This is a genomic window from Amycolatopsis nivea, from assembly GCF_004522235.1.
Taxonomy (GTDB): Bacteria; Actinomycetota; Actinomycetes; order Mycobacteriales; family Pseudonocardiaceae; genus Amycolatopsis; species Amycolatopsis nivea.
The window spans coordinates 24,546-47,156 of sequence record NZ_SDLT01000025.1; the positions used below are offsets into that span (position 1 = coordinate 24,546).

Consider the following 22,611-nt stretch of genomic DNA (forward strand, 5'->3'; position numbering starts at 1 on the left):
TCTGTCAGGCGGACGGCCGGGCGTCGACCGGTTTTCCGCCGCAACGGCGGATCACCGCGTCGGCGAGCAGGTCCGTCGGGTCCAGCACCCCGGTCGCGTTTCCCGCCACCAGCGGGAGTTCGGTGCACGCCAGCACCGACAACGGCACGTCGACCTCCGCCAGCGCCCGGTCGAAATGTGCCGCTCCAGCGGCGAGGTCGCCGCGTTTCACCGCCGCCACCGCTGCGTCGACTTCCCGCTGCCCCGCCTCGGACGGCACCACCCACTCGACCTCGGGCACTCGCCGTTGGTACAGCCCGGCGGCGATCGTCCCGCGAGTGCCGAGCAGGCCGACCGGACCCGTCCGTCCGGCGAGGAAGTCCGCCGTTTCCGCGACCATGTCCACGAACGGCACCCCGCTGTCCGCGGCCAGCCGGGGCAGGAAGAAATGCGCGGTGTGGCAGGGCACGGCGAGCACGGACGCGCCGAGATCGCGCAGTTTTTCCGCCCCGGCAAGCAAAGCCGGATACGGGTCGGTGCTCCCGTCGAGCACCGCGGCGACCCGGTCCGGCACCGTCGGGTCGGCCCAGATCGCCACTCGAAGGTGGTCCTGGTCGCGCTCCGCGACCGTGCGCGCGATGAGCTTCGCGTAGAACTCCGCGGTCGCCGCGGGACCCATGCCGCCGAGGACGCCCGCGATCACTGGAACGCGGACCGGTAGCCGAACAGCCCGGCGACGCCGCCGGTGTGCACGAAGACGACGCGGTCGGTCGCGGCGAACCGGCCTTCCGCGATCCCGCCGAGCAGGCCGGCGAAGCCCTTCCCCGAGTACACCGGGTCCAGCAGGATTCCTTCGGTCTCGGCGAGCAGCCGCACCGCGTCGACCATGGACGGGGTCGGCACGCCGTAGCCCTCGCCGACCCAGCGGTCGTCCACCAGCACATCGTCACGGGAAACCTCGGTCCCGATCAGCTCCGCCGTCCGGACGGCCAGCCCGTGCACCGCGTCGATCTGCCGGGCTTCCGGCTGCCGCACGCTGACGCCGAGCACCCGCGCCGGGCTGTGCACCGCGCTCAATCCGGCGACGAGCCCGGCCTGCGTGCCGGTGCTGCCGGTCGCGTGCACTACCCAGTCGACGGGGACCGGCGCGGCGTCCAGCTCCAGCGCGCACTGGACGTATCCGAGGGCGCCGATCGGATTCGACCCGCCGCCCGGGATCACGTACGGCCGCCGTCCCTCCGCGCGCAGTTTCGCTGCCACGTCTTCCATCGCCGCTGACATATCAGTTCCGGCCGGTACCCGGTCCACGATGTCGGCGCCGAGCAATTCGTCGAGGAACACATTGCCGGAGTTCTCGTACTCCTCGTCGCGCACCTGCCGCTGTTCCAGCAGCAGTTTGCAGGCCAGTCCGGCGCGCGCGGCGGCCGCAGCGGTCTGCCGGGCGTGGTTCGACTGCGTCGCGCCCTGGGTGATCAGCGTGTCGGCACCCTGCGCGAGCGCGTCGCCGACGAGAAATTCCAGCTTGCGCGTTTTGTTGCCACCGGTCGCCAAACCCGTGCAGTCGTCGCGTTTGATCCAGAGGTCCGGTACGTCCCGGTGGCGTTCGCGCAATCGCGCGGTGAGCCGGTCCAGCGGTTCGAGCGGGGTCGGGAAATGTCCGAGCGGGAAGCGGGCGAAGCGCGTCGTCTGTACCACGGACGCCATCGTGCTTCCCGCGCCCGGCCGCTGTCCACCGCGTCCATTACGGATGCAGTTCGGCCCGGATCACCCGCGCCGCCCGTGCCAGCCGCTCCCCGATCGCGTCGATGTCCGCCGGACCGGTCAGGTACACCACCGCGAGCGCGGCCGGATGCTGCCCGGGCACCGCGAGCGGCACCGCGATCGACGACAGCCCGGGGATCACCTCGTCATGACTGGTCTCGTACGGTGCCGTCCCCCCGCGCAGCTGCTGCAGGATCGCGCGACCCGGCGCGCCGTCGGTGATCGGATGCCGGCTGCCCGGCCGCTGCGCCACCGCCGCCGTCGCCTGCCGCGGTTCGACGCTGGCCAGCGTGACCACGGAATCCTCGCCGTCGAGCGTCGCGAGGAACGCCGTCATGCCGAGTTCGTTCGCGAGCACGGTCAGCTCGGGCAGCGCGGTCGACTGAAGATCGCGGGAAACGTTGCGCGCCAACGCCGCCAGCCGCGCCCCCAGTTCCAGTTCGCCGTTCGCGCCGCGCACGACCAGCCCGTGGTCCTCGAGCGTGCGCACGATGCGGTAGGTGATCGACCGGTGCAGCCCGAGCCGCGAGGCCAGCTCGCCGATCGACAGCGGCGCGCCGGCCTCGGCGAGCACTTCGAGCGCGGTGAGCCCGCGCGACAACGTCTGCGACCCGGCCGCTTGCTTGGCTTCCGTCACGACTCGGTCCTTCCCCGCGGGGTCTTGTGCACCGGCGCGGCCCACCCTAGCATCGTTGTACTCAATAATTGAACAACGAGTTCTATTATCGAACACGGTCCCCTTTGGTGCTCACAGTGAGGTGAGGAAATCCATGCAGTTCCACCACCACGGCTACGTTTCCGGCGAACCGCGCGTCCTGCCCGCCGCCGGAACCGGAATCGACCGGCCCGCGGAACTGCCGGACGAGGTCGACGTGCTGATCGTGGGCACCGGCCCCGCGGGCATGATCACCGCCGCGCAGCTGTCCCGGTTCCCGCACGTCACCACGCGCATCGTCGAACGCCGCGGCGGACGGCTCGAGGTCGGGCAGGCGGACGGGATCCAGGCGCGCAGCGTCGAGACGTTCCAGGCCTTCGGTTTCGCGAACCGGATCGTCGAGGAGGCGTACCGGATCACCACGATGTCGTTCTGGAAGCCCGATCCCGCCGATCCGAAGCGCATCGTCCGCTCGTCGCGCGTGCCCGACGACCCCACCGGGATCAGCGAATTCCCGCATCTCATCGTCAACCAGGCCCGGGTGCAGGACTATTTCGCCGAGTACATGGCCCATTCGCCGAGCCGGATGACGCCCGATTTCGGCCTGGAATTCCAGTCGCTCACCATTACTGAGGGCGACGAATACCCGGTTACCGTCACGCTGCGGCACACCGCCGGCCCGCGCACCGGCGAGGATCGCGTAGTCCGGGCCAAATACGTGGTCGGCTGCGACGGAGCCCGCAGCGCGGTGCGCGAATCGATCGGCCGGCAACTCGTCGGCGACCAGGCTTTGCACGCGTGGGGCGTGATGGACGTCCTCGCCGTCACCGATTTCCCGGACATCCGCACGAAATGCGCCATCCAGTCCCACGACGGCGGCAATATCCTGCTGATCCCGCGCGAGGGCGGCACATTGTTCCGGATGTATGTCGATCTGGGCGAGGTGTCCGAGGACGACCACGGCGCCGTGCGGAAGACGACGATCGACCAGATCATCGCGCGCGCCAACGCGATCATGAGTCCGTACACTGTGGACGTCAAGAACGTGGCCTGGCACAGCGTGTACGAGGTCGGCCATCGTCTCACCGACAAATTCGACGACGTTCCCGTCGGCGACGCCCGGCTCCCGCGCGTCTTCATCACCGGCGACGCCTGCCACACGCACAGCGCGAAAGCCGGGCAGGGCATGAACGTCTCGATGCAGGACGGGTTCAACATCGGCTGGAAACTGGGCCACGTGCTCGACGGCCGCGGTCCCGCTTCGCTGCTGGCCACCTATTCCGCGGAACGCCAGCTGATCGCGAAAAACCTCATCGACTTCGACAAGGAATGGTCGACCCTCATGGCGGCCCGGCCGGAGGACCTGGCCGATCCGGCGGAGCTGGAAGAGTTCTACGTGAAGACCTTCGAGTTCCCGTCCGGTTTCATGACGTGCTACCAGCCTTCGGTGCTCATCGCCTCGCCGGAACACCAGGAATTGGCGACCGGGTTCCCGATCGGCAAACGGTTCAAATCGGCTCCCGTCACGCGAGTGTGCGACGCGAACACGGTCCACTTAGGACATCACGCCCAGGCCGACGGCCGGTGGCGCGTCTACGTCTTCGGACCCGCCGCTCCGGTGGCGGATTTCGCCGACTGGCTGGGGAATTCCCCGGACTCCCCGGTCGTGGCCCACACGCCGAAGAACCTGGACGTCGACGCTTGGTTCGACGTGAAGGTGATCTACCCGCGGCCGTACGAGGAGGTCGATCTCGGCGAGGTCCCGGAGATCTTCCTGCCCCGCACCGGTCCGTTCTCGCTGATCGACTACGAGAAGGTCTATGCGTCCGAAGACATCTTCGCCGACCGCGGCATCTCGCCCGGCGGTGCGGTAGTGGTGGTCCGGCCGGACCAGTACGTCGCGAACGTCCTTCCCCTCACCGCTACCGCCGAGCTGGCCGCGTTCTTCGCGCCGATCTTCAGCGCCGAGTAGCCGGGGAAGGCTCGGCGGGACAGAAGCGGTCCCGCGCCGGGAAGTTCCCGCCGACCAGGTACGCCGTCGTCGTGTCGTTGAGGCAGTGGTTCGCGCCCGCACCGTAAGCGACGTGTCCGCCCTGGTCGGCGGTGACCATCCGGGCCCGGGCGCCGAACGCCCAGCGCGTGCGCAACGCCCCGGGCAACGGCGTCGCCGGGTCGCGAAGGTTCTGCACCATCAGCACGTCGGCCGGTCCTTGGCCGGTGATCCGCACCTTCTGCTCCACCGGCGCGGGCCAGTACGCACACGCCCGGATGTTGGCGGCGTAAGCGCCGTACATCGGATACCGCGCCCGGTCGATCTCGACGTTGCGCTGATAGGTCCGCACCGACGTCGGCCACTGCGAATCCCCGCAGATCACCCCGAGGTACCCGACGGGGAAGCTGCCGCGATCGCCGGTCGCCTTCGCGGCGGCTCCGGGGAGCGGCTGATGCGTGTCGAGCAGATGCCAATACGTGGCCAGCTCAGGGAAACTGGCGTCGTTCCGGATTTCCCCGGACGTGAAGCCGCGGAACGCCGTCCCGTCGAACCCGGACTCCGGCTTGCGGTCCAGCCGGTCGGCCAGCTCGTAGTACTTCTTCGTGACCGCCGCCGGAGTGGTGCCCAGGTGATAGTCCTGGTCGTGCTTCGCGGCGAAGTTGGCGAAGTCGGGGAACCGCTGCTGGAAACCCATGCCCTGCGCGCGCAACGCCTCGACGTCGTATCCCTCCGGCGGCAAGCTGCTGTCCAGCACGATCCGGTCGCTGCGGTCCGGGAACAGCGTCGTGTACACCGCGCCGAGGTAGGTGCCGTACGACTCGCCGTAATAGGAAATCTTCGCCTCCCCCAAGGCTTCCCGGATCCGGTCCATGTCCCGCGCCGTGTTCGCGGTGGTGATGAACGGCAACAGATCGGCAGTCTCGGAGGTCGTGCACTGCTTGGCGATCCGCTTCGCCAACTCGGCCGACTTCGCCACGTCCGCCGGGTTGTGCGGATAGGGCGGGTTGGCCGCGAGCGTCTTGTCCGCGTCGTTCAGGCCGCAGGTCAACCCCGCGCTGGAGCCGATCCCGCGCGGATCGAAGCCGACGATGTCATAGCTGTCCCGCACCGCCTGCGGAAACGGCAGCAGTGCCGGGACGCGCGACCCGGCGAGACCCGGCCCGCCCGGGTTGACCAGCAGCACCCCGCGCCGCTTCTCCGGCTTCGCCGCGGGCAGCCGGGACACCGCGAGGTCGATCGTCCGCCCGTCCGGATGCCGGTAGTCCAGCGGAACGGTCACGGTCGAACACTGCAGGCCGGGTTGTCCCGGGCAGGCGCTCCACCGCGGCCCGGCCGAAGCGGGGGCAGCCGAAACCACCCCCGCCAGCACCGCGACGGCAAGCGCGATCGGCATGGTCTTTCGCATCAGCTCTCCTCTTCGCATCGGAATCGCTGATTCACCACACCAGCCGCCGCCGGGCCGGACCCCTGCCATTTGTCACCCCCGCAGCACGGCGGCGAGCCCCTCCCGCAGATCCCGGACGAAGTACTCCGGCACTTCCAGCGACGGGAAATGCCCGCCGCGTTCCGGCACGCGCCACCGGACGATCTGGCGGAACCGCTCCCGCGCCCAGGGACGCGGGGTCTTCTCCGTGTCGCGGGGGTACATGGTGATCGCCGCCGGAACGTCCACGCGAAGCTCGGGGTCCAGCGAATTGTGGCTCTCGTAGTAGATCCGGGCCGCCGACGCCCCGGAGCGCGTCAGCCAATACAGCGTGACGTCGTCCAGAACGCGATCCCGGGAAATCGTCTCGAACGGACTGTCCTCGGTGTCCGACCATTCCGCGAATTTGTCCACGAGCCAGGCGAGCAGCCCGACCGGCGAGTCGACGAGCGAGTACCCGATGGTCTGCGGCTCGGTCGCCTGGAGTTTCGCGTAGGCCCCGCGCCGCCGCCAGAACTGGCGGGTTTCCTCGGTCCACCCGCGCTCGTCCGCGGTCAGGCCGTCCGTCGGCAGCCCGGGCGGGGCTTCCGCGAACAGCGTGTGGACGCCGAGAACCCGCTCCGGGAACCGGCCGGCGAGAATCGTGGTGATATTGCCGCCCCAGTCGCCGCCGTGGGCCAGAAACTGGCGATATCCGAGCCGGTCCATCAATTCCACCCACGCGGCCGCGATCTTTTCCGTGCCCCATCCCGTCGTGGCCGGTTTGTCGCTGTACCCGTATCCGGGCAAGGACGGGATTACGACGTGAAACGCCGGCGCGCTGGCGTCTTCGGGATCCGCCAGGTCGTCCACGATGTCGACGAACTCCGCGACGCTGCCCGGCCAGCCGTGCGTCAAGATCAGCGGGACGGCGTCCGCGCGCGGGGACCGGCGGTGCAGGAAGTGGATCCCCAGCCCGTCGATGACCGTCCGGAACTGGCCGATCCGGTCAAGGCGCGCCTCGAACGCGCGCCAGTCGTACTCGGTGCGCCAGTAGTGCACGAGGTCGACCAGGTCGGCGAGCGGAACGCCCTGGTCCCAGCGTCGGGGGCCGCGCACCGTCTCGGCCTCCGGAAGCCTCGCCGCGGCCAGCCGCGCCCGGAGATCGTCGAGGTCAGCGTCGGTCGCCCGGGCTTCGAATGCTGCTACTTCGCTGGTCAGAGCGGTCATGGGTCCTCCTCGGGTCGTTGGAACCGGCTTAGACGGTTCTAGCAGCCGCCCGCGTCCGAGCGCAACCGGCTAAGCTGGTTCCATGCCTGCCGCGTTCCCTGACTTCCGCCTCGGCACCGTGCTCGCGACCAGCTTCACGGCGACCCTGACCGAGCGCCGCGGCGATTCCGTCGAGCGCATTCCCGTCCCGCAGCGGCTCGCCGATTGGCTGGCAGTGAGCGGCCTCGCCGTGGAGTCCTGCACCGACGAGCAACTCGAGCTCGCCCGGGAACTGCGGGAGTCGATTCACGCCGCCGCGACTGCTGCCGCGCTCCAGGAGCCGCTCCCCGCCGCCGCGGTCGAGATCATCAATGCCCGCAGCGCGCAGGGCCAGGCGTCGGCGGTCCTGACGCCGGACGGCAAACGGCGCTGGCAGCTCAACTCGCCCACCGCCGTGGAGGATGCCCTCGGAGTGATCGCTGCCGACGCGATCAGCATCATTTCTGGCGAACGGGACGGCAAACTCGCCTTGTGCGCCTCGCCGACCTGCCAGGCCGCGTTCTTCGACACCAGCCAGAGCCGCACCCGCAGATGGTGCGACATGAACACGTGCGGGAACCGGCAGAAGAAGGCGCGCTTCAATGCGAACCGCGCCGCGGCGAAGTGAGCAGCTTGCGCGGCCGGTCCCTGTTGGACATCCGAGCTAAAGCTCGCAATGTAGGGGTGACCAGCGAAAACCTGGCTCCCTTTTCTCGCCGGATGACCACTGTCGGGGAACTGTAAGCCGCCCGTCGCCGCAGCGAATTCCCCACGGTTCCGCGCTCGCCCGCGTCACCTGTCCACGTCCTCGGTCCCGCCGATGGCGGACGCCCCGGAATTGTCGGTCCCCGGATTTACCATGGCGGGCACATCCGAGGAGGTGTGCACATGCGGGACGCCGTGCTGGAGGCTGCGAGGTTCCTGACCGCCGGACGCACCCGGCAGCTCACGCTCGAGGACGTGGCCGACCACGTCCGCTACAGCCCGTTCCACCTGGCGCGCGCGTTCGAGCGGGAGATCGGCCTGCCGCCGGGGAAATTCCTTGCCGCGCAACGGTTCCAGCTCGCCAAGGAGTTGCTGCTGGACACCGGTGAAAAAGTGGTCGACATCTGCCACGAGGTCGGGTTCTCCGCGCCGGGCACGTTCACCACGAGGTTCACCGCGGCGGTCGGCGTGAGCCCGCACCGGTTCCGGCAGCTGCCCGGCCTCCTCGCCGAGCACCCGCCGGAACCGGTGCGGGTCGCGGGCCCGGATTGCGCGGGCGGAGCCGTCACCGGCCGCGCGCTGCTGAGTCCGGCGGCGGTCGCCGCGCTCGACGGAGCCCCGGCGGTCTATGTCGGACTGTTCGCCGCGTCGTCCGCGCGCGGCGTGCCCGTCAGCGGCTCGCTCCTGGGGCCGGATCTGGAGTTCACGCTCGTCGACGTACCCGCCGGCACCTACCGGCTGCTGGCGTGCGCGCTGCCGTCAGCCGCCGATCCGCGCGCGCAGCTCGCGCCGAGCGTGCAGGCGGTCGGCTCGGCTGCCCGGCCGGTGCGGATCCGGGCCGGGCCGGTGCCGCTGCGCCAGGACGTCCGGCTCGACGTCGCGCCCTCGTGGTCGCCTCCGGTGCTGGTCGCGCTGCCCCCGCTGGCGTCGGAGGGAGCGCAAGAATGGAGAGGCGGCGCGCGGCTGGCGAGATTAGGTTGAACCAGGTCACAGGGCCGTTGTCAGGGAGAAAGCATGCCTGGAGTTCGAGTATTGGTCGGCACCCGCAAGGGCGCGTTCATCCTCACCTCGGACGAGGGCCGCACGCGCTGGGAGGTCGACGGGCCGCACTTCGGCGGCTGGGAGGTCTACCATCTCGCCGGCTCGCCCGCGGATCCCGACCGGCTGTACGCGTCGCAGTCCACGTCGTGGTTCGGTCAGCTGATCCAGCGTTCCGACGACGGCGGGAAGACCTGGAACCAGGTCGACCACGACTTCGCCTACGAGGGCGGGGCGGGCGACCACCTCTGGTACGACGGAACGCCGAAACCGTGGGAGTTCACGCGGATCTGGCACCTGGAACCGTCGCTGACCGACCCGGACACGGTGTACGCGGGAGCGCAGGACGCGGCGCTGTACCGCAGCACCGACGGCGGGAAGAGCTGGCGCGAGCTCACCGGGCTGCGCAAGCACACGTCCGGCCCGGGCTGGCAGCCGGGCGCGGGCGGGCTGTGCCTGCACACGATCATCCTCGACCCGCAGAACTCGAAGCGGATGTTCGCCGCGATCTCCGCCGCGGGCGCGTTCCGCAGCGACGACAGCGGCGAAACCTGGCAGCCGATCAACCGCGGCCTGCACTCCGACGGCATCCCGGACCCGGACGCCGAGGTCGGGCACTGCGTGCACCGGATCGCCCTGCACCCGTCCCGGCCGGACGTGCTGTTCATGCAGAAGCACTGGGACGTCATGCGCTCGGACGACGCGGGCGAACACTGGCGGGAGATCAGCGGCAACCTGCCGAGCGACTTCGGCTTCCCGATCGCCGTGCACCCGCACGAACCGGAAACGGTGTACGTGGTCCCGATCCACAGCGATTCCGAGCACTACCCGCCGGAGGGCAAGCTGCGCGTGTACCGCAGCCGCACCGGCGGCAACGAATGGGAACCGCTCACCGCGGGCCTGCCACAGGAGAACTGCTACGTGAACATCCTGCGCGACGCGATGGCCGTCGACACCTGCGACGAGGCAGGCATCTACTTCGGCACCACCGGCGGACAGGTCTACGCGTCGAACAACGCGGGCGACAGCTGGACCCCGATCGTGCGCGACCTGCCCGCGGTGTGCTCGGTCGAGGTGCAAACCCTGCGATGACCACCGTCGTGCGCGTCAAGCTGCCCACGCACCTGCGCCGCCTGGCGAAGGTCGAAGGCGAAATCCAGCTGCCGGTAGAAGACCCGCCGACGCGAGACGCCCTGCTGGACGCACTGGAACGCGCGTACCCGCAACTGCGCGGCACGGTCCGCGACACGACCACCGGCAAACGCCGGGCGTTCGTCCGGTTCTTCGCGTGCGAGGAAGACCTGTCGAACACCGCCCCGGACACCGCCCTGCCCGCCCCGGTCCTCTCCGGAGCCGAACCGTTCCTCATCATCGGAGCCATGGCAGGCGGCTGACCACGAACCACCGGCCGAGGGGAAGGACCCCAGGCCTCGGTGCGTCCCGGGGGCGCACCGAGGCCAGGGGCTCACGCGTGCTGTGCCGGATTTCCCGATGCCGGAGCGGTCTTCGCGGGCCGGGGCCGCCGGGCAGGGCAGACACGTGCTCCCTGGCCGAAGCCGCTCGCTTCAAGACCGAGCGCAGTCACACCAAACAGCTCAAGACGCAGCGCAGTCACACCAAGCAACGACTCGAGGGAACCGCTCCCCTGACGCCGATCGCCGCCGACGCCTGAGCTGACGAACGCCGGGCGGCTCGCCGGAGCCCGGCCAGCGAAACCGTCACGGCACCTGACCCCGGCAGCCGTCCGCGGCGGAGCCAGCTCAGCTCCGCACCGGCTTCACCGGGTCGTGCCCCAGCGACATCAACCCTTGCCGCCACCCCGCGTCCCCCGCCACGGGTTCCAGGTCGTCGCGGCGCGAGGCGTGCACTCGGTCCACCACGTCGCGCATCACCTCGACGTCGTTGTCGTTCACGTCCGACTTGCGTTTGCCCAGGATCGACAGCACCTTCCGGCCGGTCGCGGGGCCCGCCCGGTCCGGCAGGGGTTCGGTTTCCGGGCCCGCCTCCCGGGTGCGCAGCCAGTCGGCCAGCTCTCGCGAGGTCATGTTCACCACCCGGTGGAATTCCGTCCACAGTTCTTCGTCCACGTGCGTGGCCATTTCGATCACCTCCCGGCGTCGCGAGTCTGGTTACCCGGACGGCGCGCGGGCAAACCCGGCAGCGTCGAGTCCACATAGGACCGTGCGCGGGCGGCGATTCGTGCCAGTGCGGCATGTCCTGGCTCCGGCGTGCCCGACCGGACGCCTTCCGCGATCGCCCGGTGGTCCTCCCACGACCGGGTGAGATCGCCGTGCTCGGCGAGTTCTTCGCGGAGCCGGTCGGCCATCAGGCGGCGCAGCGGGAGGCGGATTGCGAGCATGCTGCGCAGCAGGATCCGGTTGTGCGCGGCCTCCGCCAGCGCGACGTGGAACTCGGCATCCGCCTCCAGGAAACGGTCACGGTCGGTCAGCGCCGCCGCCATCCGGTCGACCAGATCCGTCAAGACCGCCAGCTCGGCGGCGGTCCGGCGGCGGGCGGCCAGGGCGATGATGGTCGCTTCGATCGACTCCCGGGCTTCCACCAGCTCGCGGTACTCGGCTGCGTCCGAAGCACCCAGCTGCCACGGCACGAAACTGCTGCTCTCGGGTTCCAGCACGAACGTGCCGACCCCCTGGCGCGTCTCGACCCAGCCGCGCGCCTGCAGCGTCCGGACTGCTTCGCGGACGGTCAGCATCGACACCCCGGCCGAGGCGGCGAAGTGACGCAGCGATGGCAGGACGGTCCCGGGAGGCCATTCGCCGCCGAGGATTTTGCGGGTCATCTCCTCGACCAGCGAGTCCACCACGCTCACCCGCCGCACCCGGGCCAGTTCCGGCGGCGGTCCCCTCCGTCCCGAGGTCATCGGGCCAGCGTACGGATTGACGACACTGTTTCAAACACCTAAATTCAGCACTGGGATGCCCACCGAAACTGACCTGCTCGCCGACCTCCGCGCGAACGTGCGCGGCGAGGCGCACGCCGACGTCCGCCGCCGCGCCGAGTACTCCACCGACGCGTCCAATTACCGCGTCGTCCCGCAGGTCGTCGTGCTGCCGAGGGACACCGGCGACGTCCTCGCGACTCTCGAAATAGCCCGCCGCCACGGCGTTCCGCTGACCAGTCGCGGCGGGGGCACGTCGGTCGCGGGCAACGCGATCGGGCCGGGCGTGGTGATCGACTTTTCGCGGCATCTCAACCGCATTGTCGACTTGGATCCCCGGGCGCGGACCGCGGTCGTCCAGCCTGGCGTGATCCTCGCCGACCTCCAGCGCGCCGCCGCCCCGCACGGGCTGCGCTTCGGCCCCGACCCGTCCACGCACGCCCGCGCGACGCTCGGCGGCATGATCGGCAACAACGCCTGCGGTCCGCACGCGATCGCGTACGGCCGGACCGCGGACAACGTTCGCGAACTCAGCGTGGTCGACGGCATCGGACGCCAGTTCACCGCTGGCCCTTCCGACGCGGTGCCGGGCCTCACCGAGCTGATCGACACCCGGCTCAGCCTGCTGCGCACCGAGTTCGGCCGGTTCAGCCGTCAGGTGTCCGGCTACTCGCTCGAGCACCTGCTGCCGGAGAACGGCCGGTCGCTCGCCCGCGCGCTGGTCGGCACCGAAGGCACCCTGGCAGTCACGCTGGAAGCGACCGTCGACCTGGTCGATATCTCCCCGGCGCGGTTGCTGGTCGTGCTCGGCTACCCGGACATGGCGACCGCTGGCGACGTCGTGCCCGGGCTGCTCCCGCACCGGCCACTGGCTGTCGAAGGGCTCGACGCGCGGCTGGTCGACCTGGTGCGCAACCACCGCGGCGCCGTGCCCGCGCTCCCGGACGGCGCCGGCTGGCTGATGATCGAGGTCGGCGGCGAGACGGAAGCCGAGGCCCGACACAACGCCGAGCGTCTGGTCAAAGACTCCCAGGCGCTCGACCACGTCGTGCTGGCGCAAGGTGCCGACGCCGCCGCGATGTGGCGGATCCGCGAGGACGGAGCCGGGCTCGCTGGCCGGACCCCGACCGGCGAGCAGGCGTGGCCCGGATGGGAGGACGCCGCGGTCCCGCCCGAACGGCTCGGCGCGTACCTGCGGGATTTCGACGCTCTCCTGGACGAATTCGGCTTCGAAGGACTCCCCTACGGCCACTTCGGCGACGGCTGCGTGCACGTCCGGCTCGGCCTGCCGCTCGAACGCGACCCGTCGGTGTTCCGCGCGTTCATGACCGCCGCCGCGAAACTGGTCGTCGGCTACGGCGGCTCGTTCTCCGGCGAACACGGCGACGGCCGGGCGCGCGGCGAACTGCTGCCGCAGATGTACTCGACCGAAACGATCGAACTGTTCGGCGCGGTCAAGAATCTCTTCGATCCCGGCGATCTGCTCAACCCGGGCGTCGTCGTCCGGCCCCATCCGCTCGACGCCGATCTCCGCCGCCCGCAAGCACATCCGCTCCCGGTCGTCGCGGGCGGATTCTCCTTCGCGCACGACGGCGGCGACTTCACCCGCGCCGTGCACCGGTGCGTCGGAGTCGGGAAATGCCGTGCGGACAACCGGACGGCCGGCGGTTTCATGTGTCCGTCTTATCTCGCCACTCGCGACGAAAAGGACAGCACGCGCGGTCGTGCCCGGGTCTTGCAGGAGGTCGCGAACGGTTCGCTGGTCTCCGGATGGTCGGACGACGCGGTGCACGAATCGCTCGACCTTTGCCTGTCGTGCAAGGCATGCAGCAGCGACTGCCCGGCCGGAGTAGACCTGGCGCAGTACAAATCCGAAGCCCTGCACCGGAAATACCGGAACCGGCTCCGGCCAATCTCGCATTACACCCTGGGCCGGTTGCCGGACTGGATCCGCCTGCTGCACCGAATCCCCGTGCTCGGCCCGCTCGTCGTGAACGCCCTGATGTCGATCCGGCCCGTCGAGAAGGTCCTGTTAGCACTGTCCGGAGTGGACACGCGACGTCGCGCACCGCGGTTCGCCCGTCGTTCGTTCACCCGATCCCGGCGCAGGATCCGCGAGCAGGGGCCGGAAGTGGTGCTGTGGGCGGATTCCTTCTCGGACGGCATGGACACCGAGGTCGCCGAATCCGTCGCGGCGGTGCTCGCCGATGCCGGATACCGTGTGCTCGTCCCGCCGCGGCGTCCGTGTTGCGGGCTGACCTGGATCACCACCGGCCAACTCGACACTGCCCGTCGGAAGCTCCGCGACCTCGTGCACACGCTGCGCCCGTACGCGCAGGCCGGGCTGCCGATCGTCGGCATCGAACCGTCATGCACCGCCGTCCTGCGGTCCGATCTGCTCGACTTGTTCCCCGACGATCCGGACGCCGCAACGGTTTCCGGCGCGGTCACGACGCTCGCCGAACTTCTCGCCAAGACAGAAGGCTGGCAAGCGCCTGATCTGTCCGGCGTCACAGTGGTCGCGCAGCCGCATTGCCACCACCACTCAGTGATGGGCTTCGAGGCCGACCGAGCCCTGCTCACGGCGACCGGCGCGGAACTGCGCACTCTCGCCGGATGCTGCGGTCTGGCCGGGAACTTCGGCATGGAACGCGGCCACTACGACGTTTCCGTTGCCGTCGCGGAGAATGCGCTGCTTCCGGCGCTTCGCGAAAACCCGGACGCCGTGTTCCTCGCCGACGGTTTCTCCTGCCGCACCCAAGCCGATCAGCTGGCCGGCGTGCGTGGTGTCCACTTGGCACAGCTGCTCAAGCGACGCTGACACCCGGGGTCAGCTGTCCCAGAATCCTTGGCGTTCCAGCAAAGCGACCGCGCGCTCGCCGCCGTCCGAGAAGTGCTTCTCCACAATGGACCGTGCCCGCGATGCCGAGCGAGCGCTGAGCGCGTTGAGGATCTTCCGGTGGTCTTCGTGCGCCTTGCCGGGCCAGTCCTCGTGCGCCTCGTAGAACCCATGCGACACCGTTTTCGCCAGGATGCCCAGGATCGAGACCAGCCGGCGGGAATCGGCGGCGTAGTTGATCCTGCGATGGAACTCGAAGTTCAGCCGTTCCTGTTCGGCCCGGTCCACTCCGGACTCCATCCGGTCCGCGAGATCGTGCAAGGCCTGCAAGCTTTCCGGCGACAGGTTCTTCGCCGCCCGCTCGGCGGCCAGACCGGACACGAGGCCGAACACGCGGTAATGGTCGCGGATGTCGTCGCGCGTCATCCGCGCCACGAACGCGCCTCGCCGGGCGATGTGCTCCACCACGCCCTCGTGGTCGAGCGTGATCAGCGCTTCCCGGATCGGCAGCTTGCTGATGCCGAGCTCGTCCGCCAGCGCCTCCTGGTCGATCTTCTCCCCGGCGCGCAGCTGCCCGGAGAAGACGCGTCGCCGGATCTCGTGCGCGGCCAGCGCTTTCAGGTTCGCCGGGCCGCCGCGGCGCTGTCCCGCGCCCGTGGTGTCGGGCATCGCCTCAGCCTCCCCCTCCGGCGAACGTCTTCCGGATAAAGTATTACATAAGCCCTTCTGCTCGACGCCTCCTCGTCCCTGCTGTTCGAGCGGGTTGCCCGCGGCATTCCTGATAACGTGTCCAGCCGACGGCCCCGCCCGAGACAGGATCCGAGGAACCCATGTCCGAACCGGAAGCCTGGGAACCGTACGACCGCACCACCGAAGAAGTCGTCGAACCCGGTCCGGTCGCCGCGTTGGCCGCGCTGTTCGACAACGGACTCCCCGCGCCGCGCGAAGGCGACGAGCTGCCGCCGCTGTGGCATTGGGTCGCGCTCCCGCGCTGGCCGGTGTCGTCGCGGATCGGCCTCGACGGTCATCCTGTGCGCGACGATTTCCTGCCGCCGGTGGACCTGCCGCGGCGCATGTTCGCCGGCGGCGAGGTCGTCGTCCACCGGACGCCGAAGGTCGGCGAGACAGTGCGCCGACGCTCCATTGTGGACTCTGTCACCGAAAAATCCGGCCGGTCCGGGAAATTGGTGATCGTCCAGGTGCGCACGGAACTGTCCGGAATGGACGGAACGCCGTACGTCGAGGAGCGCCAGGACATGCTCCACCGCGAAGTCGGGCCGTCCTCTTCGCCCTCGGTGCCGGAAACCGCCGCCGCATTGGAACCGGCGGGGTCGCCGTTTCGCCGGACCGACGGGCAAACCTGGGAATTCGTCACCGATCCGACGCTGCTGATGCGGTTTTCCGCGGCCACCGCGAACGCACACCGCATCCACTACGACTGGCCGTACGCGACCCGGGTCGAGGGCTATCCCGGCCTGGTCGTGCACGGGCCGCTGATGTCGCTCGCGCTGGCCGAGGTGCTGCGCCTCGACTCCCCTGCCTCGCGGGTCCGCCGGATCAGCCACCGCAACCAGGCGCCGCTGTTCTGCGGCCAGCCCGCGCAACTGCGGGTCAGCCCCAGCACCCGTTCGGTCGCGCTCGACCTGCTCGGCCCGTCCGGCCCGAGCACCAGCCTCGCCGCCGAACTGGACGAGGAAGGCGCCTGATCTGGCGGCGGCGTCCGCACCGATGGCATGGTGGCGCAGGTGTTCCGGACGACGGAGGGAAGCTGAATGAGCCGCTATGCGCAGTTCGAGAACCTGCGGGTCGACGGGCCGGACGAGGACGGCGTCATCGAACTCGTCCTGGACGCGCCGCACCTCAACGCGGTCAGCGATGCCGCGCACGGCGAACTCGCCGACATCTGGCGCGAGTTCGACCGCGATCCGGCGGTGAAGGCCGTCCTGCTGCGCGGCGAGGGCAAGGGGTTCTCCGCGGGCGGATCATTCGACCTGGTCGAGAAGCTGGCGAACGACTTCGAGGCCCGGTCGCGCACCATGCGCGAAGCGCGGGACCTGGTCTACAACGTCATCGACTGCTCCAAGCCGACCGTCTCCGCGATCCACGGCCCGGCCGTCGGCGCGGGCCTGGTCGCCGGGTTGCTGTCGGACATCTCGGTGGTCGCCGCCAACGCCAAGATCATCGACGGCCACACGCGGCTCGGCGTCGCGGCGGGCGACCACGCGGCGGTGTGCTGGCCGCTGCTGTGCGGGATGGCGAAGGCCAAGTACTACCTGATGACCTGCCGTCCGATGACCGGTGCCGAGGCGGAGCGGATCGGGCTCGTGTCGCTCTGTGTCGAAGAAGAGGACGGGCTGCTCCCGACCGCGCGGGAGATCGCGCATGAGCTGGCCAACGGCGCGCCGAACGCGATCCGCTGGACCAAGCAGAGCCTCAACCTCTGGTACCGGCAGCTCGCGGGCGCGATCTTCGACTCCTCGCTGGCACTGGAGTTCTACGGTTTCGCCGGTCCCGAGGTCCGCGAAGGCCTCGCCTCGCACCGCGAACGCCGCAAGCCGGACTTCACCCGGGTGCACGAGTCCTAAGTAGACGGTCGAACGCGGAAACTTCGGCCCGCACCGAACGGTCCCCGCGGCACGATTGCCCGGTGACCGCAACGACCTCCACCCGCAGGCAACGGCTGGCGCTGATCGCGCTGTGCCTCCCGTTTTTCATCGTCCAGCTCGACGCGACCGTGGTGAACGTCGCCGTCGAAGCGATCCGGCGCGATCTCGGCGGCGGGCTGGGCGGTGAACAATGGGTGATCGCCAGCTACACCATCGCGCTGGCCGCGGGCATGCTCACCGCGGGTTCGCTCGGCGACCGTTACGGTGCGCGACGGGTCTGCGTGGCGGGGACCGTCGTGTTCGGCGTCGGGTCCGCCCTGTGTTCGCTGGCCCCGACCCTGCCGGTGCTGATCGTCGCGCGGACGCTGCAGGGCGTCGGCGCGGCCGCGTTGCTGCCGTGTTCGCTCGCGCTGATCGTGCGGCAGTTCCCGGAACCGCGGGCCCGGGCGCACGCGCTCGGCCTGTGGGGAGGCATCGCGGCCATCGGGCTCGCGACCGGCCCGGTGGCGGGCGGCGTGCTGATCGCGCTGGCCGACTGGCGGGCGATTTTCTGGGTCAACGTGCCGTTCGCCGCCCTCGCCATCGTGCTGACCTGCAAGTATGTCGTCGAATCACCGCCGAGGGAGCGCCGCCTCGATCCGTACGGCCTCGTCCTCGGCACCGTCGCCCTGTCCGCGCTCGCCGGCGGGCTGATCCAGGTCGGCCGCTCCAGCTGGGCGCTCCCGCTGATCGCCGCCGGGGTGCTGACCGGCATCGCGTTCGTCCTGGCCGAGCGGCGCCGTCGCGATCCGATGCTGCCGCTGGCGATCTTCTCGTCCCGCCCGTTCTCCGCGGCGAGCACCGCCGGGCTGCTCTTCAATTTCTGCCTGTACGGCGCCCTGCTGTGCCTGTCGCTGTATCTGCAGGGGCCGCTGCACCAGTCCGCGTTCGCGACCGGCATGCTGACGCTCCCGCTCACCGTCGCGATCGGCATCGGAGCCACCGCGAGCGGACGGCTCACCGCCCGCTTCGGCGCCCGCGTCCCGATGCTGACCGGGTTCAGCCTCGCCGGACTCGGCGCGATCCTGCTGGCCGCGGCCGATTCCCTGCCGCTGGTGCTGATCGGCGGCGTGGTGCTGTGCTGCTGCTCGATCGCGATGCCCGCGATGACGTCGGTCGCGATGTCGACGCCGCCCGAGGAGCACACCGGGCTGGCGAGCGGGGTGTTGAACACGGCGCGGCAGACCGGTGGCGCGCTGGGCACCGCGGTGCTGGGCACGCTGCTCACGACGGGCTCGACGATGTCACTGAGCGTCCCGCTGACGGTGGCCGCCCTCGGTTATGCGGCGGCGGTCGGGTGCACTTTGCTGGCGACCCGCCGACGGGAGCTGTCGATGGCCGCTCACTGACCGTCGGGTTCGTCGTGCTGACCTGGCCCGCGCTTTTGCTGATGTCGCTGGGAAATCCGGTGCTCGCCGTCGTCGGCATGGTGGTGCTGGGCCTGCTGATCGCGGCTTACGACGGAGCCGCGGGGGCGGCGATGGCCGAGCTGTTCCCGCCGCGCATCCGCTCCGGCGCGATCGCGATTCCGTACAACATCGCGGTTTCGCTGTTCGGCGGCACCGCGCCGTACATCGCGACCTGGCTCGTCGCCGCCACCGGGTACAAGCTTTCCCCAGCTTTATACATCATGCTCGCCGCCGTCATCACCCTCGTCACCGTGCTGCGCGGGATCCGCGAAACCGCCGGACCCCGCGCACGCTGAAGCTCACGGCACGAGCAACGTCGCGCGGTGCACCAGCCACTCCAGCGGACCCCGCGGACGCCAATGCCGCCACACGACGGAGGCGGCCAGCATCACCGCGACCACCGTCGCCAGGAACACGAAAGAATACGGCTTCGGCACCAGCTTCAACACCGCGAAATGCGCCGCGTACCAGGTGAAAGCCATCCCGCCGGCCGCGGCGAGCGGCCACAGGGCGCGGCGGCCCAGCGGGCGGTCCAAGGCGATCAGCAGGCCGCCGAGCAGCACCATCGCGACGCCGATCATGAGCACGATGCCGAGCGGGCTGGTGGCGTACAGCGAACCGTCGGTCGGCATCGCCAGGAGCACCTGCCACGGCATTCCGGGCGGCGGGGTCGTCGCGATCGCGTCGGCTCCGCCCAGCGGGTAGGTCGCGATCCACGAACCCAGGATCGACGCGGTGGCGAGCACGAAACCGGTGTACAGCAAGCGGACCCGGACCTGATGCGCACGCAGGTCGAGGCGGCCGATCGCCATTCCCGCCAACGCCAGCGGCAGGCCGTACGCGACCTGGAAACCGCCGCCGAACAGCACCATTCCCTTGAAGAACTCGCCCCACTGCTCGGGATGGGCGAAGATCGCTAGGCCGCTCGCAGTCTCAGCACCGGAGCGCAGCCAATCGGAATGGGAATTGAACACCCAGAACGCGTAAAGCGTCACTGCCGGAACAGCGATTCCGGAGAGAACGAACAACGTCCGCGCGCGCAGCCGGGTCAGCGGCAGCAGGAGGAGCAGGAGCACGGCGTAGTACTCGATCACCGACATGCCGTACTCGTCGATCGCCAGGCTGAGCACGAACAGCACCACCGCGCGGATCGCGAGCCTGCCGCGGGCGCGCCACCGTTCGTTCCCGGCGTACGGGGCCGCGCCGCCGGTCATCAACGCCGCGGACAGCCCGAACAGCAGCACGAACAGGCTCATCGCCCGCGACGACGTCTGCATGTTCAGCCACGTCAGGAACCCGGGAGCCTGGTCGGGCGGGCCGCCGTGCAGCCAGCCGCTGGCGAAGAAATGCTCGATGAACACCCCGACGATCGCCAGCGCGCGCACCGCGTCCACGCCCAGCAGCCGTCCCTTCGGCACCCGGGTCTCCGCCGGGTCCCGCACCGCTTCCGTCCTCATCGGACTCCTCTCTCGTGCCAGTACCCGGCCAAGGTAGGAACGGCGCATCACCGGCCGCCGGGAATCGCGTTGCGGTGGCCCGGAGGAAACCCATCGGTCTGGTAACAGCGCTTCCCGAGCGGCGCGCGGACGGCAAAATGGCTACTGTGCAAGGCATGCGGAGGACAGCGGTCGCGACGGTTGCGGTGCTGTCGCTCACCGCTTGCTCCGGTGTGGACGGTGTGCGCGTCGCCGGCCCCGCTCCGCCGGCAGCGGCCGCCCCGGCACCGGCGAACAACCCGCACGGCCCGAGCGTGGACGCGGTCGCCCTGCTGCGCGCGGACCCCACGGTCAGCGCGAGGACGAAGGCAGCGCTGCGACCGTGTCCGCACGGTCCCATCGCCGGGTCGTATCCGGTCAGCGCCGCCTACCACGAGCTGACCGGCGAGGTCGACGTCGTGGTCAACGTGTATCCGTGCGGCGCGGTCGGCGCTCCCGGCACCGGCAGCAGCGGCGCGACAGGCGTGCCGGTCAGCGCGTACCTCGGCGGCTACGTCTACACCGTCAACGGGAAACAGCTGTTCAAGCTGGAGAACTCCGGCGCGATGCTGACTGTGCTCGACGGACAGCTGGCGACGATGTCGGCGACCGGGCCGAACAACGGGGTCGCCCGCTACCGCTGGACCGGCAACCGTTTCTCGCCGGAGTGAGAGGGGACATGACGCAGGTACTGCTCGTCGAGGACGACGACGTGATCCGGGAGGCGACGCAGCTCGCCCTCGAACGCGCCGGATTCAGGGTGTCGACGGCCGCGGACGGGCTCGCCGGGCTCGAACAGTTCCGCGCGCAGCCGCCGGACGTGGCGTTGCTCGACGTGATGCTGCCCGGGCTCAACGGCGTCAGCCTGTGCCGCCGGATCCGCGAGGAGAGCCGGGTGCCGGTGCTGATGGTCTCCGCCCGCGACGATTCGGTCGACGTCGTGCTCGGGCTCGAAGCCGGTGCCGACGACTACGTCACCAAACCGTTCGACACCTCGGTGCTGATCGCGCGGATCCAGGCGGTGCTGCGGCGAAGCGGCTGGTCTGGGCCGGAGGAGGACGCGTTCGTCCGCTTCGACGACCTTGAAATCGACCGCGCCGGGCTGGACGTCCGCCGAGCCGGGCAGCCGGTGGACCTGACCCCGACCGAACTGCGGCTGCTGCTGCGTTTCGCCGAATCGCCCGGCACTGTGCTGAGCCGGGACACGCTGCTGGCGAGTGTGTGGGATTACGCGTGGGGCGGCGATACGCGCGTGGTCGACGTCCACGTGCAGCGGTTGCGGGTGAAGATCGGCCAGGAGCGGCTGCAAACCGTGCGGGGCTTCGGATACAAGCTCCGCTCCGAGCCGTGAAACTCTTCCCGGCCACGCTTCGGTGGCGGCTGACCGCGGCGGTGACCCTCGTGTCGGCCGCCGTCGCTTTGACGCTGAGTTTGTTGGTGCACCAGCAATTCGCGCGTACACAAGCCGACCAGGCCCGGCGCGCGCAGGACGAATGGATCCAGCTGCTGCTGCGCAATCCCGGTGTCGACGGCCAGCTCGACGATCCGGCCCTGCCCGCTCCCCTGCGCGACGCGGTGCGCGGCGGCAACCGAGCGACCTATTTGGACGGACCGGTTCTGTGGGCAGCCGCCGAAACCGGCGGGCACGTCGTCTCGGTACGGGTCAGCTACGCGGCGCAAACGCAGGCACTGGCCACTTTGGACCGGGAACTGCTGGCGGGTTCGGCTGTGGTGACCGTCGCCGGGGCGTTGCTGGGCGTCGTGCTCGGCGCCGGGATGGCGCGTCGGCTGCGGCGGGCCGCCGACGCCGCCCGGGACGTCGCGAACGGGGCTCCGGCCCGGGTGCGCGACGCGATCGGCCCGCGCCCGCGCGACGAAGCGGCCGACCTCGCGCAGGCGGTGGACGCGATGGCGGATGCCTTGCAGGCACGGCTGGCCGCGGAGCAACGGGTCACCGCGGACATCGCGCACGAGCTGCGGACTCCGGTGACCGGCTTGGTGACCGCGGCCGAACTGCTGCCGCCCGGGCGTCCGGCGGAGCTGGTGCGCGACCGGGTCGCCGCGCTGCGGTCGCTGGTGGAGGACGTGCTCGAGGTGGCTCGCTTGGACACCGCCGCCGAACGGGCGGAGCTGGCGGAACTCGACCTGGCGGAGTTCGTCCGGCGGCGGGTGCCGGACGCGGTGGCGCCGACCGCGGTCCGGGTGCGGACGGACCCCCGGCGGCTGGAGCGGATCCTGGCGAACCTGCTGTCGAACGCGGCCAAGCACGGGGCCCCGCCGGTGACAGTCGAGGTGACGGGCCGGTGTGTGGTGGTCAGCGACCGCGGGCCCGGGTATCCGGAGGTGCTGCTTCGCGAGGGACCCGCGCGGTTCCGGACCGGCGCGGACTCCCGGGGCGGCGGGCACGGGCTGGGGTTGACGATCGCGGTCGCGCAGGCGCGGGTGCTGGGGGCGGAGCTGGAGTTCGGGAACCTGCCGGGCGGCGGGGCGCGGGCGGTGTTGCGGCTGCCGGAGTCGCCCGGATCGAGCGGTGATTGACGGAGTTCTCCTGCGGCGGGCGACC

General features: G+C 70.2%; 22 protein-coding genes. 13 read left to right on the forward strand and 9 right to left on the reverse strand.

Annotation, left to right across the window (positions count from 1 at the left end; all coding sequences use genetic code 11):
• Positions 1-4: 4 nt before the first annotated feature.
• Genes cuyB through EIZ44_RS26605 form a run of 3 tightly spaced genes read right to left on the reverse strand, consistent with a single transcriptional unit; the run spans position 5 to position 2,377 of the window.
• On the reverse strand, positions 5-682 hold the full coding sequence (cuyB, locus tag EIZ44_RS26595; protein WP_134666649.1) for a cysteate racemase: 678 nt from the start codon (positions 680-682) through the stop codon (positions 5-7).
• A complete protein-coding gene (cuyA, locus tag EIZ44_RS26600; protein WP_134666647.1) occupies positions 679-1,683 on the reverse strand; it encodes a D-cysteate sulfo-lyase in 1,005 nt (334 codons plus the stop codon). Before cuyA ends, cuyB begins: the two co-directional genes overlap by 4 nt.
• 37 nt (positions 1,684-1,720) lie before the next feature.
• On the reverse strand, positions 1,721-2,377 hold the full coding sequence (locus EIZ44_RS26605; RefSeq protein WP_134666645.1) for an IclR family transcriptional regulator: 657 nt from the start codon (positions 2,375-2,377) through the stop codon (positions 1,721-1,723).
• A 133-nt stretch (positions 2,378-2,510) separates the two neighbouring features.
• Between EIZ44_RS26605 and EIZ44_RS26610 the strand changes: the two genes are divergently transcribed.
• Positions 2,511-4,367 (forward strand): FAD-binding monooxygenase, encoded by a 1,857-nt coding sequence (locus EIZ44_RS26610; RefSeq protein ID WP_134731873.1) that lies wholly within the window; start codon positions 2,511-2,513, stop codon positions 4,365-4,367.
• Here EIZ44_RS26610 and EIZ44_RS26615 read toward each other — a convergent pair.
• Both EIZ44_RS26615 and EIZ44_RS26620 read right to left on the reverse strand, forming a co-directional pair.
• Positions 4,354-5,793: an alpha/beta hydrolase gene (locus tag EIZ44_RS26615; protein ID WP_134666641.1), complete on the reverse strand. Its 1,440-nt coding sequence runs from the start codon at positions 5,791-5,793 to the stop codon at positions 4,354-4,356. The two genes, EIZ44_RS26610 and EIZ44_RS26615, sit on opposite strands and share 14 nt — an antisense overlap.
• A gap of 72 nt (positions 5,794-5,865) precedes the next feature.
• A complete protein-coding gene (locus tag EIZ44_RS26620; RefSeq protein ID WP_134731875.1) occupies positions 5,866-7,020 on the reverse strand; it encodes an epoxide hydrolase family protein in 1,155 nt (384 codons plus the stop codon).
• An 82-nt stretch (positions 7,021-7,102) separates the two neighbouring features.
• On the opposite strand from EIZ44_RS26620, the gene EIZ44_RS26625 reads away from it, so the two are divergent.
• From EIZ44_RS26625 to EIZ44_RS26640, 4 genes are all read left to right on the forward strand, one after another.
• A complete protein-coding gene (locus EIZ44_RS26625; protein WP_037819717.1) occupies positions 7,103-7,666 on the forward strand; it encodes a CGNR zinc finger domain-containing protein in 564 nt (187 codons plus the stop codon).
• A 260-nt stretch (positions 7,667-7,926) separates the two neighbouring features.
• Complete coding sequence (locus tag EIZ44_RS26630) at positions 7,927-8,724, forward strand: helix-turn-helix transcriptional regulator (RefSeq protein WP_037819720.1); 798 nt, start codon at positions 7,927-7,929, stop codon at positions 8,722-8,724.
• 33 nt (positions 8,725-8,757) lie between these two features.
• Positions 8,758-9,873, forward strand: coding sequence for a WD40/YVTN/BNR-like repeat-containing protein (locus EIZ44_RS26635; protein ID WP_037819727.1), 1,116 nt, complete (start codon positions 8,758-8,760; stop codon positions 9,871-9,873).
• The gene (locus EIZ44_RS26640) at positions 9,870-10,175 is read left to right on the forward strand and encodes a MoaD/ThiS family protein (RefSeq protein WP_037819729.1); all 306 of its coding nucleotides are present in this window, start codon (positions 9,870-9,872) and stop codon (positions 10,173-10,175) included. The genes EIZ44_RS26635 and EIZ44_RS26640 overlap by 4 nt, the downstream gene beginning before the upstream one ends.
• Before the next feature lie 366 nt (positions 10,176-10,541).
• Here the strand turns inward: EIZ44_RS26640 and EIZ44_RS26645 are convergent, their stop codons facing one another.
• Positions 10,542-10,880, reverse strand: coding sequence for a DUF3140 domain-containing protein (locus tag EIZ44_RS26645; RefSeq protein WP_037819851.1), 339 nt, complete (start codon positions 10,878-10,880; stop codon positions 10,542-10,544).
• Between the two features lie 5 nt (positions 10,881-10,885).
• Entirely contained in the window at positions 10,886-11,662 is a 777-nt protein-coding gene (locus EIZ44_RS26650; protein WP_134666637.1) for a FadR/GntR family transcriptional regulator, read from the reverse strand.
• Positions 11,663-11,717: 55 nt separating this feature from the next.
• Between EIZ44_RS26650 and EIZ44_RS26655 the strand changes: the two genes are divergently transcribed.
• Positions 11,718-14,501, forward strand: a complete 2,784-nt coding sequence (locus EIZ44_RS26655) for an FAD-binding and (Fe-S)-binding domain-containing protein (RefSeq protein ID WP_134666635.1) — start codon at positions 11,718-11,720, stop codon at positions 14,499-14,501.
• 9 nt (positions 14,502-14,510) lie between these two features.
• On the opposite strand, the gene EIZ44_RS26660 is transcribed toward EIZ44_RS26655, so the two are convergent.
• Entirely contained in the window at positions 14,511-15,188 is a 678-nt protein-coding gene (locus EIZ44_RS26660; RefSeq protein WP_037819734.1) for a GntR family transcriptional regulator, read from the reverse strand.
• A 161-nt stretch (positions 15,189-15,349) separates the two neighbouring features.
• Here EIZ44_RS26660 and EIZ44_RS26665 point away from each other — a divergent pair, with 161 nt between their 5' ends.
• The 4 genes from EIZ44_RS26665 to EIZ44_RS26680 all read left to right on the forward strand — a co-directional run bounded on the left by EIZ44_RS26665 (position 15,350) and on the right by EIZ44_RS26680 (position 18,869).
• Entirely contained in the window at positions 15,350-16,225 is an 876-nt protein-coding gene (locus EIZ44_RS26665; RefSeq protein ID WP_134731877.1) for an HTD2 family dehydratase, read from the forward strand.
• 66 nt (positions 16,226-16,291) lie between these two features.
• On the forward strand, positions 16,292-17,104 hold the full coding sequence (locus EIZ44_RS26670; RefSeq protein WP_134666631.1) for an enoyl-CoA hydratase/isomerase family protein: 813 nt from the start codon (positions 16,292-16,294) through the stop codon (positions 17,102-17,104).
• Between the two features lie 62 nt (positions 17,105-17,166).
• Complete coding sequence (locus tag EIZ44_RS26675) at positions 17,167-18,513, forward strand: MFS transporter (protein ID WP_134666629.1); 1,347 nt, start codon at positions 17,167-17,169, stop codon at positions 18,511-18,513.
• Between the two features lie 14 nt (positions 18,514-18,527).
• Positions 18,528-18,869, forward strand: coding sequence for an MFS transporter (locus EIZ44_RS26680; RefSeq protein ID WP_205673314.1), 342 nt, complete (start codon positions 18,528-18,530; stop codon positions 18,867-18,869).
• 3 nt (positions 18,870-18,872) lie between these two features.
• On the opposite strand, the gene EIZ44_RS26685 is transcribed toward EIZ44_RS26680, so the two are convergent.
• A complete protein-coding gene (locus EIZ44_RS26685) occupies positions 18,873-20,030 on the reverse strand; it encodes a DUF418 domain-containing protein (RefSeq protein ID WP_167754288.1) in 1,158 nt (385 codons plus the stop codon).
• Between the two features lie 155 nt (positions 20,031-20,185).
• On the opposite strand from EIZ44_RS26685, the gene EIZ44_RS26690 reads away from it, so the two are divergent.
• The 3 genes from EIZ44_RS26690 to EIZ44_RS26700 are packed head-to-tail and all read left to right on the forward strand — an operon-like array spanning position 20,186 to position 22,586.
• A complete protein-coding gene (locus EIZ44_RS26690; protein ID WP_134731881.1) occupies positions 20,186-20,719 on the forward strand; it encodes a hypothetical protein in 534 nt (177 codons plus the stop codon).
• An 8-nt stretch (positions 20,720-20,727) separates the two neighbouring features.
• On the forward strand, positions 20,728-21,399 hold the full coding sequence (gene cseB / locus EIZ44_RS26695; RefSeq protein WP_134731883.1) for a two-component system response regulator CseB: 672 nt from the start codon (positions 20,728-20,730) through the stop codon (positions 21,397-21,399).
• On the forward strand, positions 21,396-22,586 hold the full coding sequence (locus EIZ44_RS26700; protein WP_134731889.1) for a sensor histidine kinase: 1,191 nt from the start codon (positions 21,396-21,398) through the stop codon (positions 22,584-22,586). The genes cseB and EIZ44_RS26700 overlap by 4 nt, the downstream gene beginning before the upstream one ends.
• Positions 22,587-22,611 lie beyond the last annotated feature (25 nt).

What these genes read in the sequence shown, in the direction of transcription:
- cuyA (WP_134666647.1), bottom strand. Translation starts at nt 1,683, where the DNA reads ATGGCGTCCGTGGTACAGACGACGCGCTTCGCCCGCTTCCCGCTCGGA.
- EIZ44_RS26610 (WP_134731873.1), top strand. Translation starts at nt 2,511, where the DNA reads ATGCAGTTCCACCACCACGGCTACGTTTCCGGCGAACCGCGCGTCCTG.
- EIZ44_RS26615 (WP_134666641.1), bottom strand. Translation starts at nt 5,793, where the DNA reads ATGCGAAAGACCATGCCGATCGCGCTTGCCGTCGCGGTGCTGGCGGGG.
- EIZ44_RS26620 (WP_134731875.1), bottom strand. Translation starts at nt 7,020, where the DNA reads ATGACCGCTCTGACCAGCGAAGTAGCAGCATTCGAAGCCCGGGCGACC.
- EIZ44_RS26625 (WP_037819717.1), top strand. Translation starts at nt 7,103, where the DNA reads ATGCCTGCCGCGTTCCCTGACTTCCGCCTCGGCACCGTGCTCGCGACC.
- EIZ44_RS26630 (WP_037819720.1), top strand. Translation starts at nt 7,927, where the DNA reads ATGCGGGACGCCGTGCTGGAGGCTGCGAGGTTCCTGACCGCCGGACGC.
- EIZ44_RS26635 (WP_037819727.1), top strand. Translation starts at nt 8,758, where the DNA reads ATGCCTGGAGTTCGAGTATTGGTCGGCACCCGCAAGGGCGCGTTCATC.
- EIZ44_RS26640 (WP_037819729.1), top strand. Translation starts at nt 9,870, where the DNA reads ATGACCACCGTCGTGCGCGTCAAGCTGCCCACGCACCTGCGCCGCCTG.
- EIZ44_RS26645 (WP_037819851.1), bottom strand. Translation starts at nt 10,880, where the DNA reads ATGGCCACGCACGTGGACGAAGAACTGTGGACGGAATTCCACCGGGTG.
- EIZ44_RS26650 (WP_134666637.1), bottom strand. Translation starts at nt 11,662, where the DNA reads ATGACCTCGGGACGGAGGGGACCGCCGCCGGAACTGGCCCGGGTGCGG.
- EIZ44_RS26655 (WP_134666635.1), top strand. Translation starts at nt 11,718, where the DNA reads ATGCCCACCGAAACTGACCTGCTCGCCGACCTCCGCGCGAACGTGCGC.
- EIZ44_RS26660 (WP_037819734.1), bottom strand. Translation starts at nt 15,188, where the DNA reads ATGCCCGACACCACGGGCGCGGGACAGCGCCGCGGCGGCCCGGCGAAC.
- EIZ44_RS26665 (WP_134731877.1), top strand. Translation starts at nt 15,350, where the DNA reads ATGTCCGAACCGGAAGCCTGGGAACCGTACGACCGCACCACCGAAGAA.
- EIZ44_RS26670 (WP_134666631.1), top strand. Translation starts at nt 16,292, where the DNA reads ATGAGCCGCTATGCGCAGTTCGAGAACCTGCGGGTCGACGGGCCGGAC.
- EIZ44_RS26685 (WP_167754288.1), bottom strand. Translation starts at nt 20,030, where the DNA reads ATGAGGACGGAAGCGGTGCGGGACCCGGCGGAGACCCGGGTGCCGAAG.
- EIZ44_RS26690 (WP_134731881.1), top strand. Translation starts at nt 20,186, where the DNA reads ATGCGGAGGACAGCGGTCGCGACGGTTGCGGTGCTGTCGCTCACCGCT.
- cseB (WP_134731883.1), top strand. Translation starts at nt 20,728, where the DNA reads ATGACGCAGGTACTGCTCGTCGAGGACGACGACGTGATCCGGGAGGCG.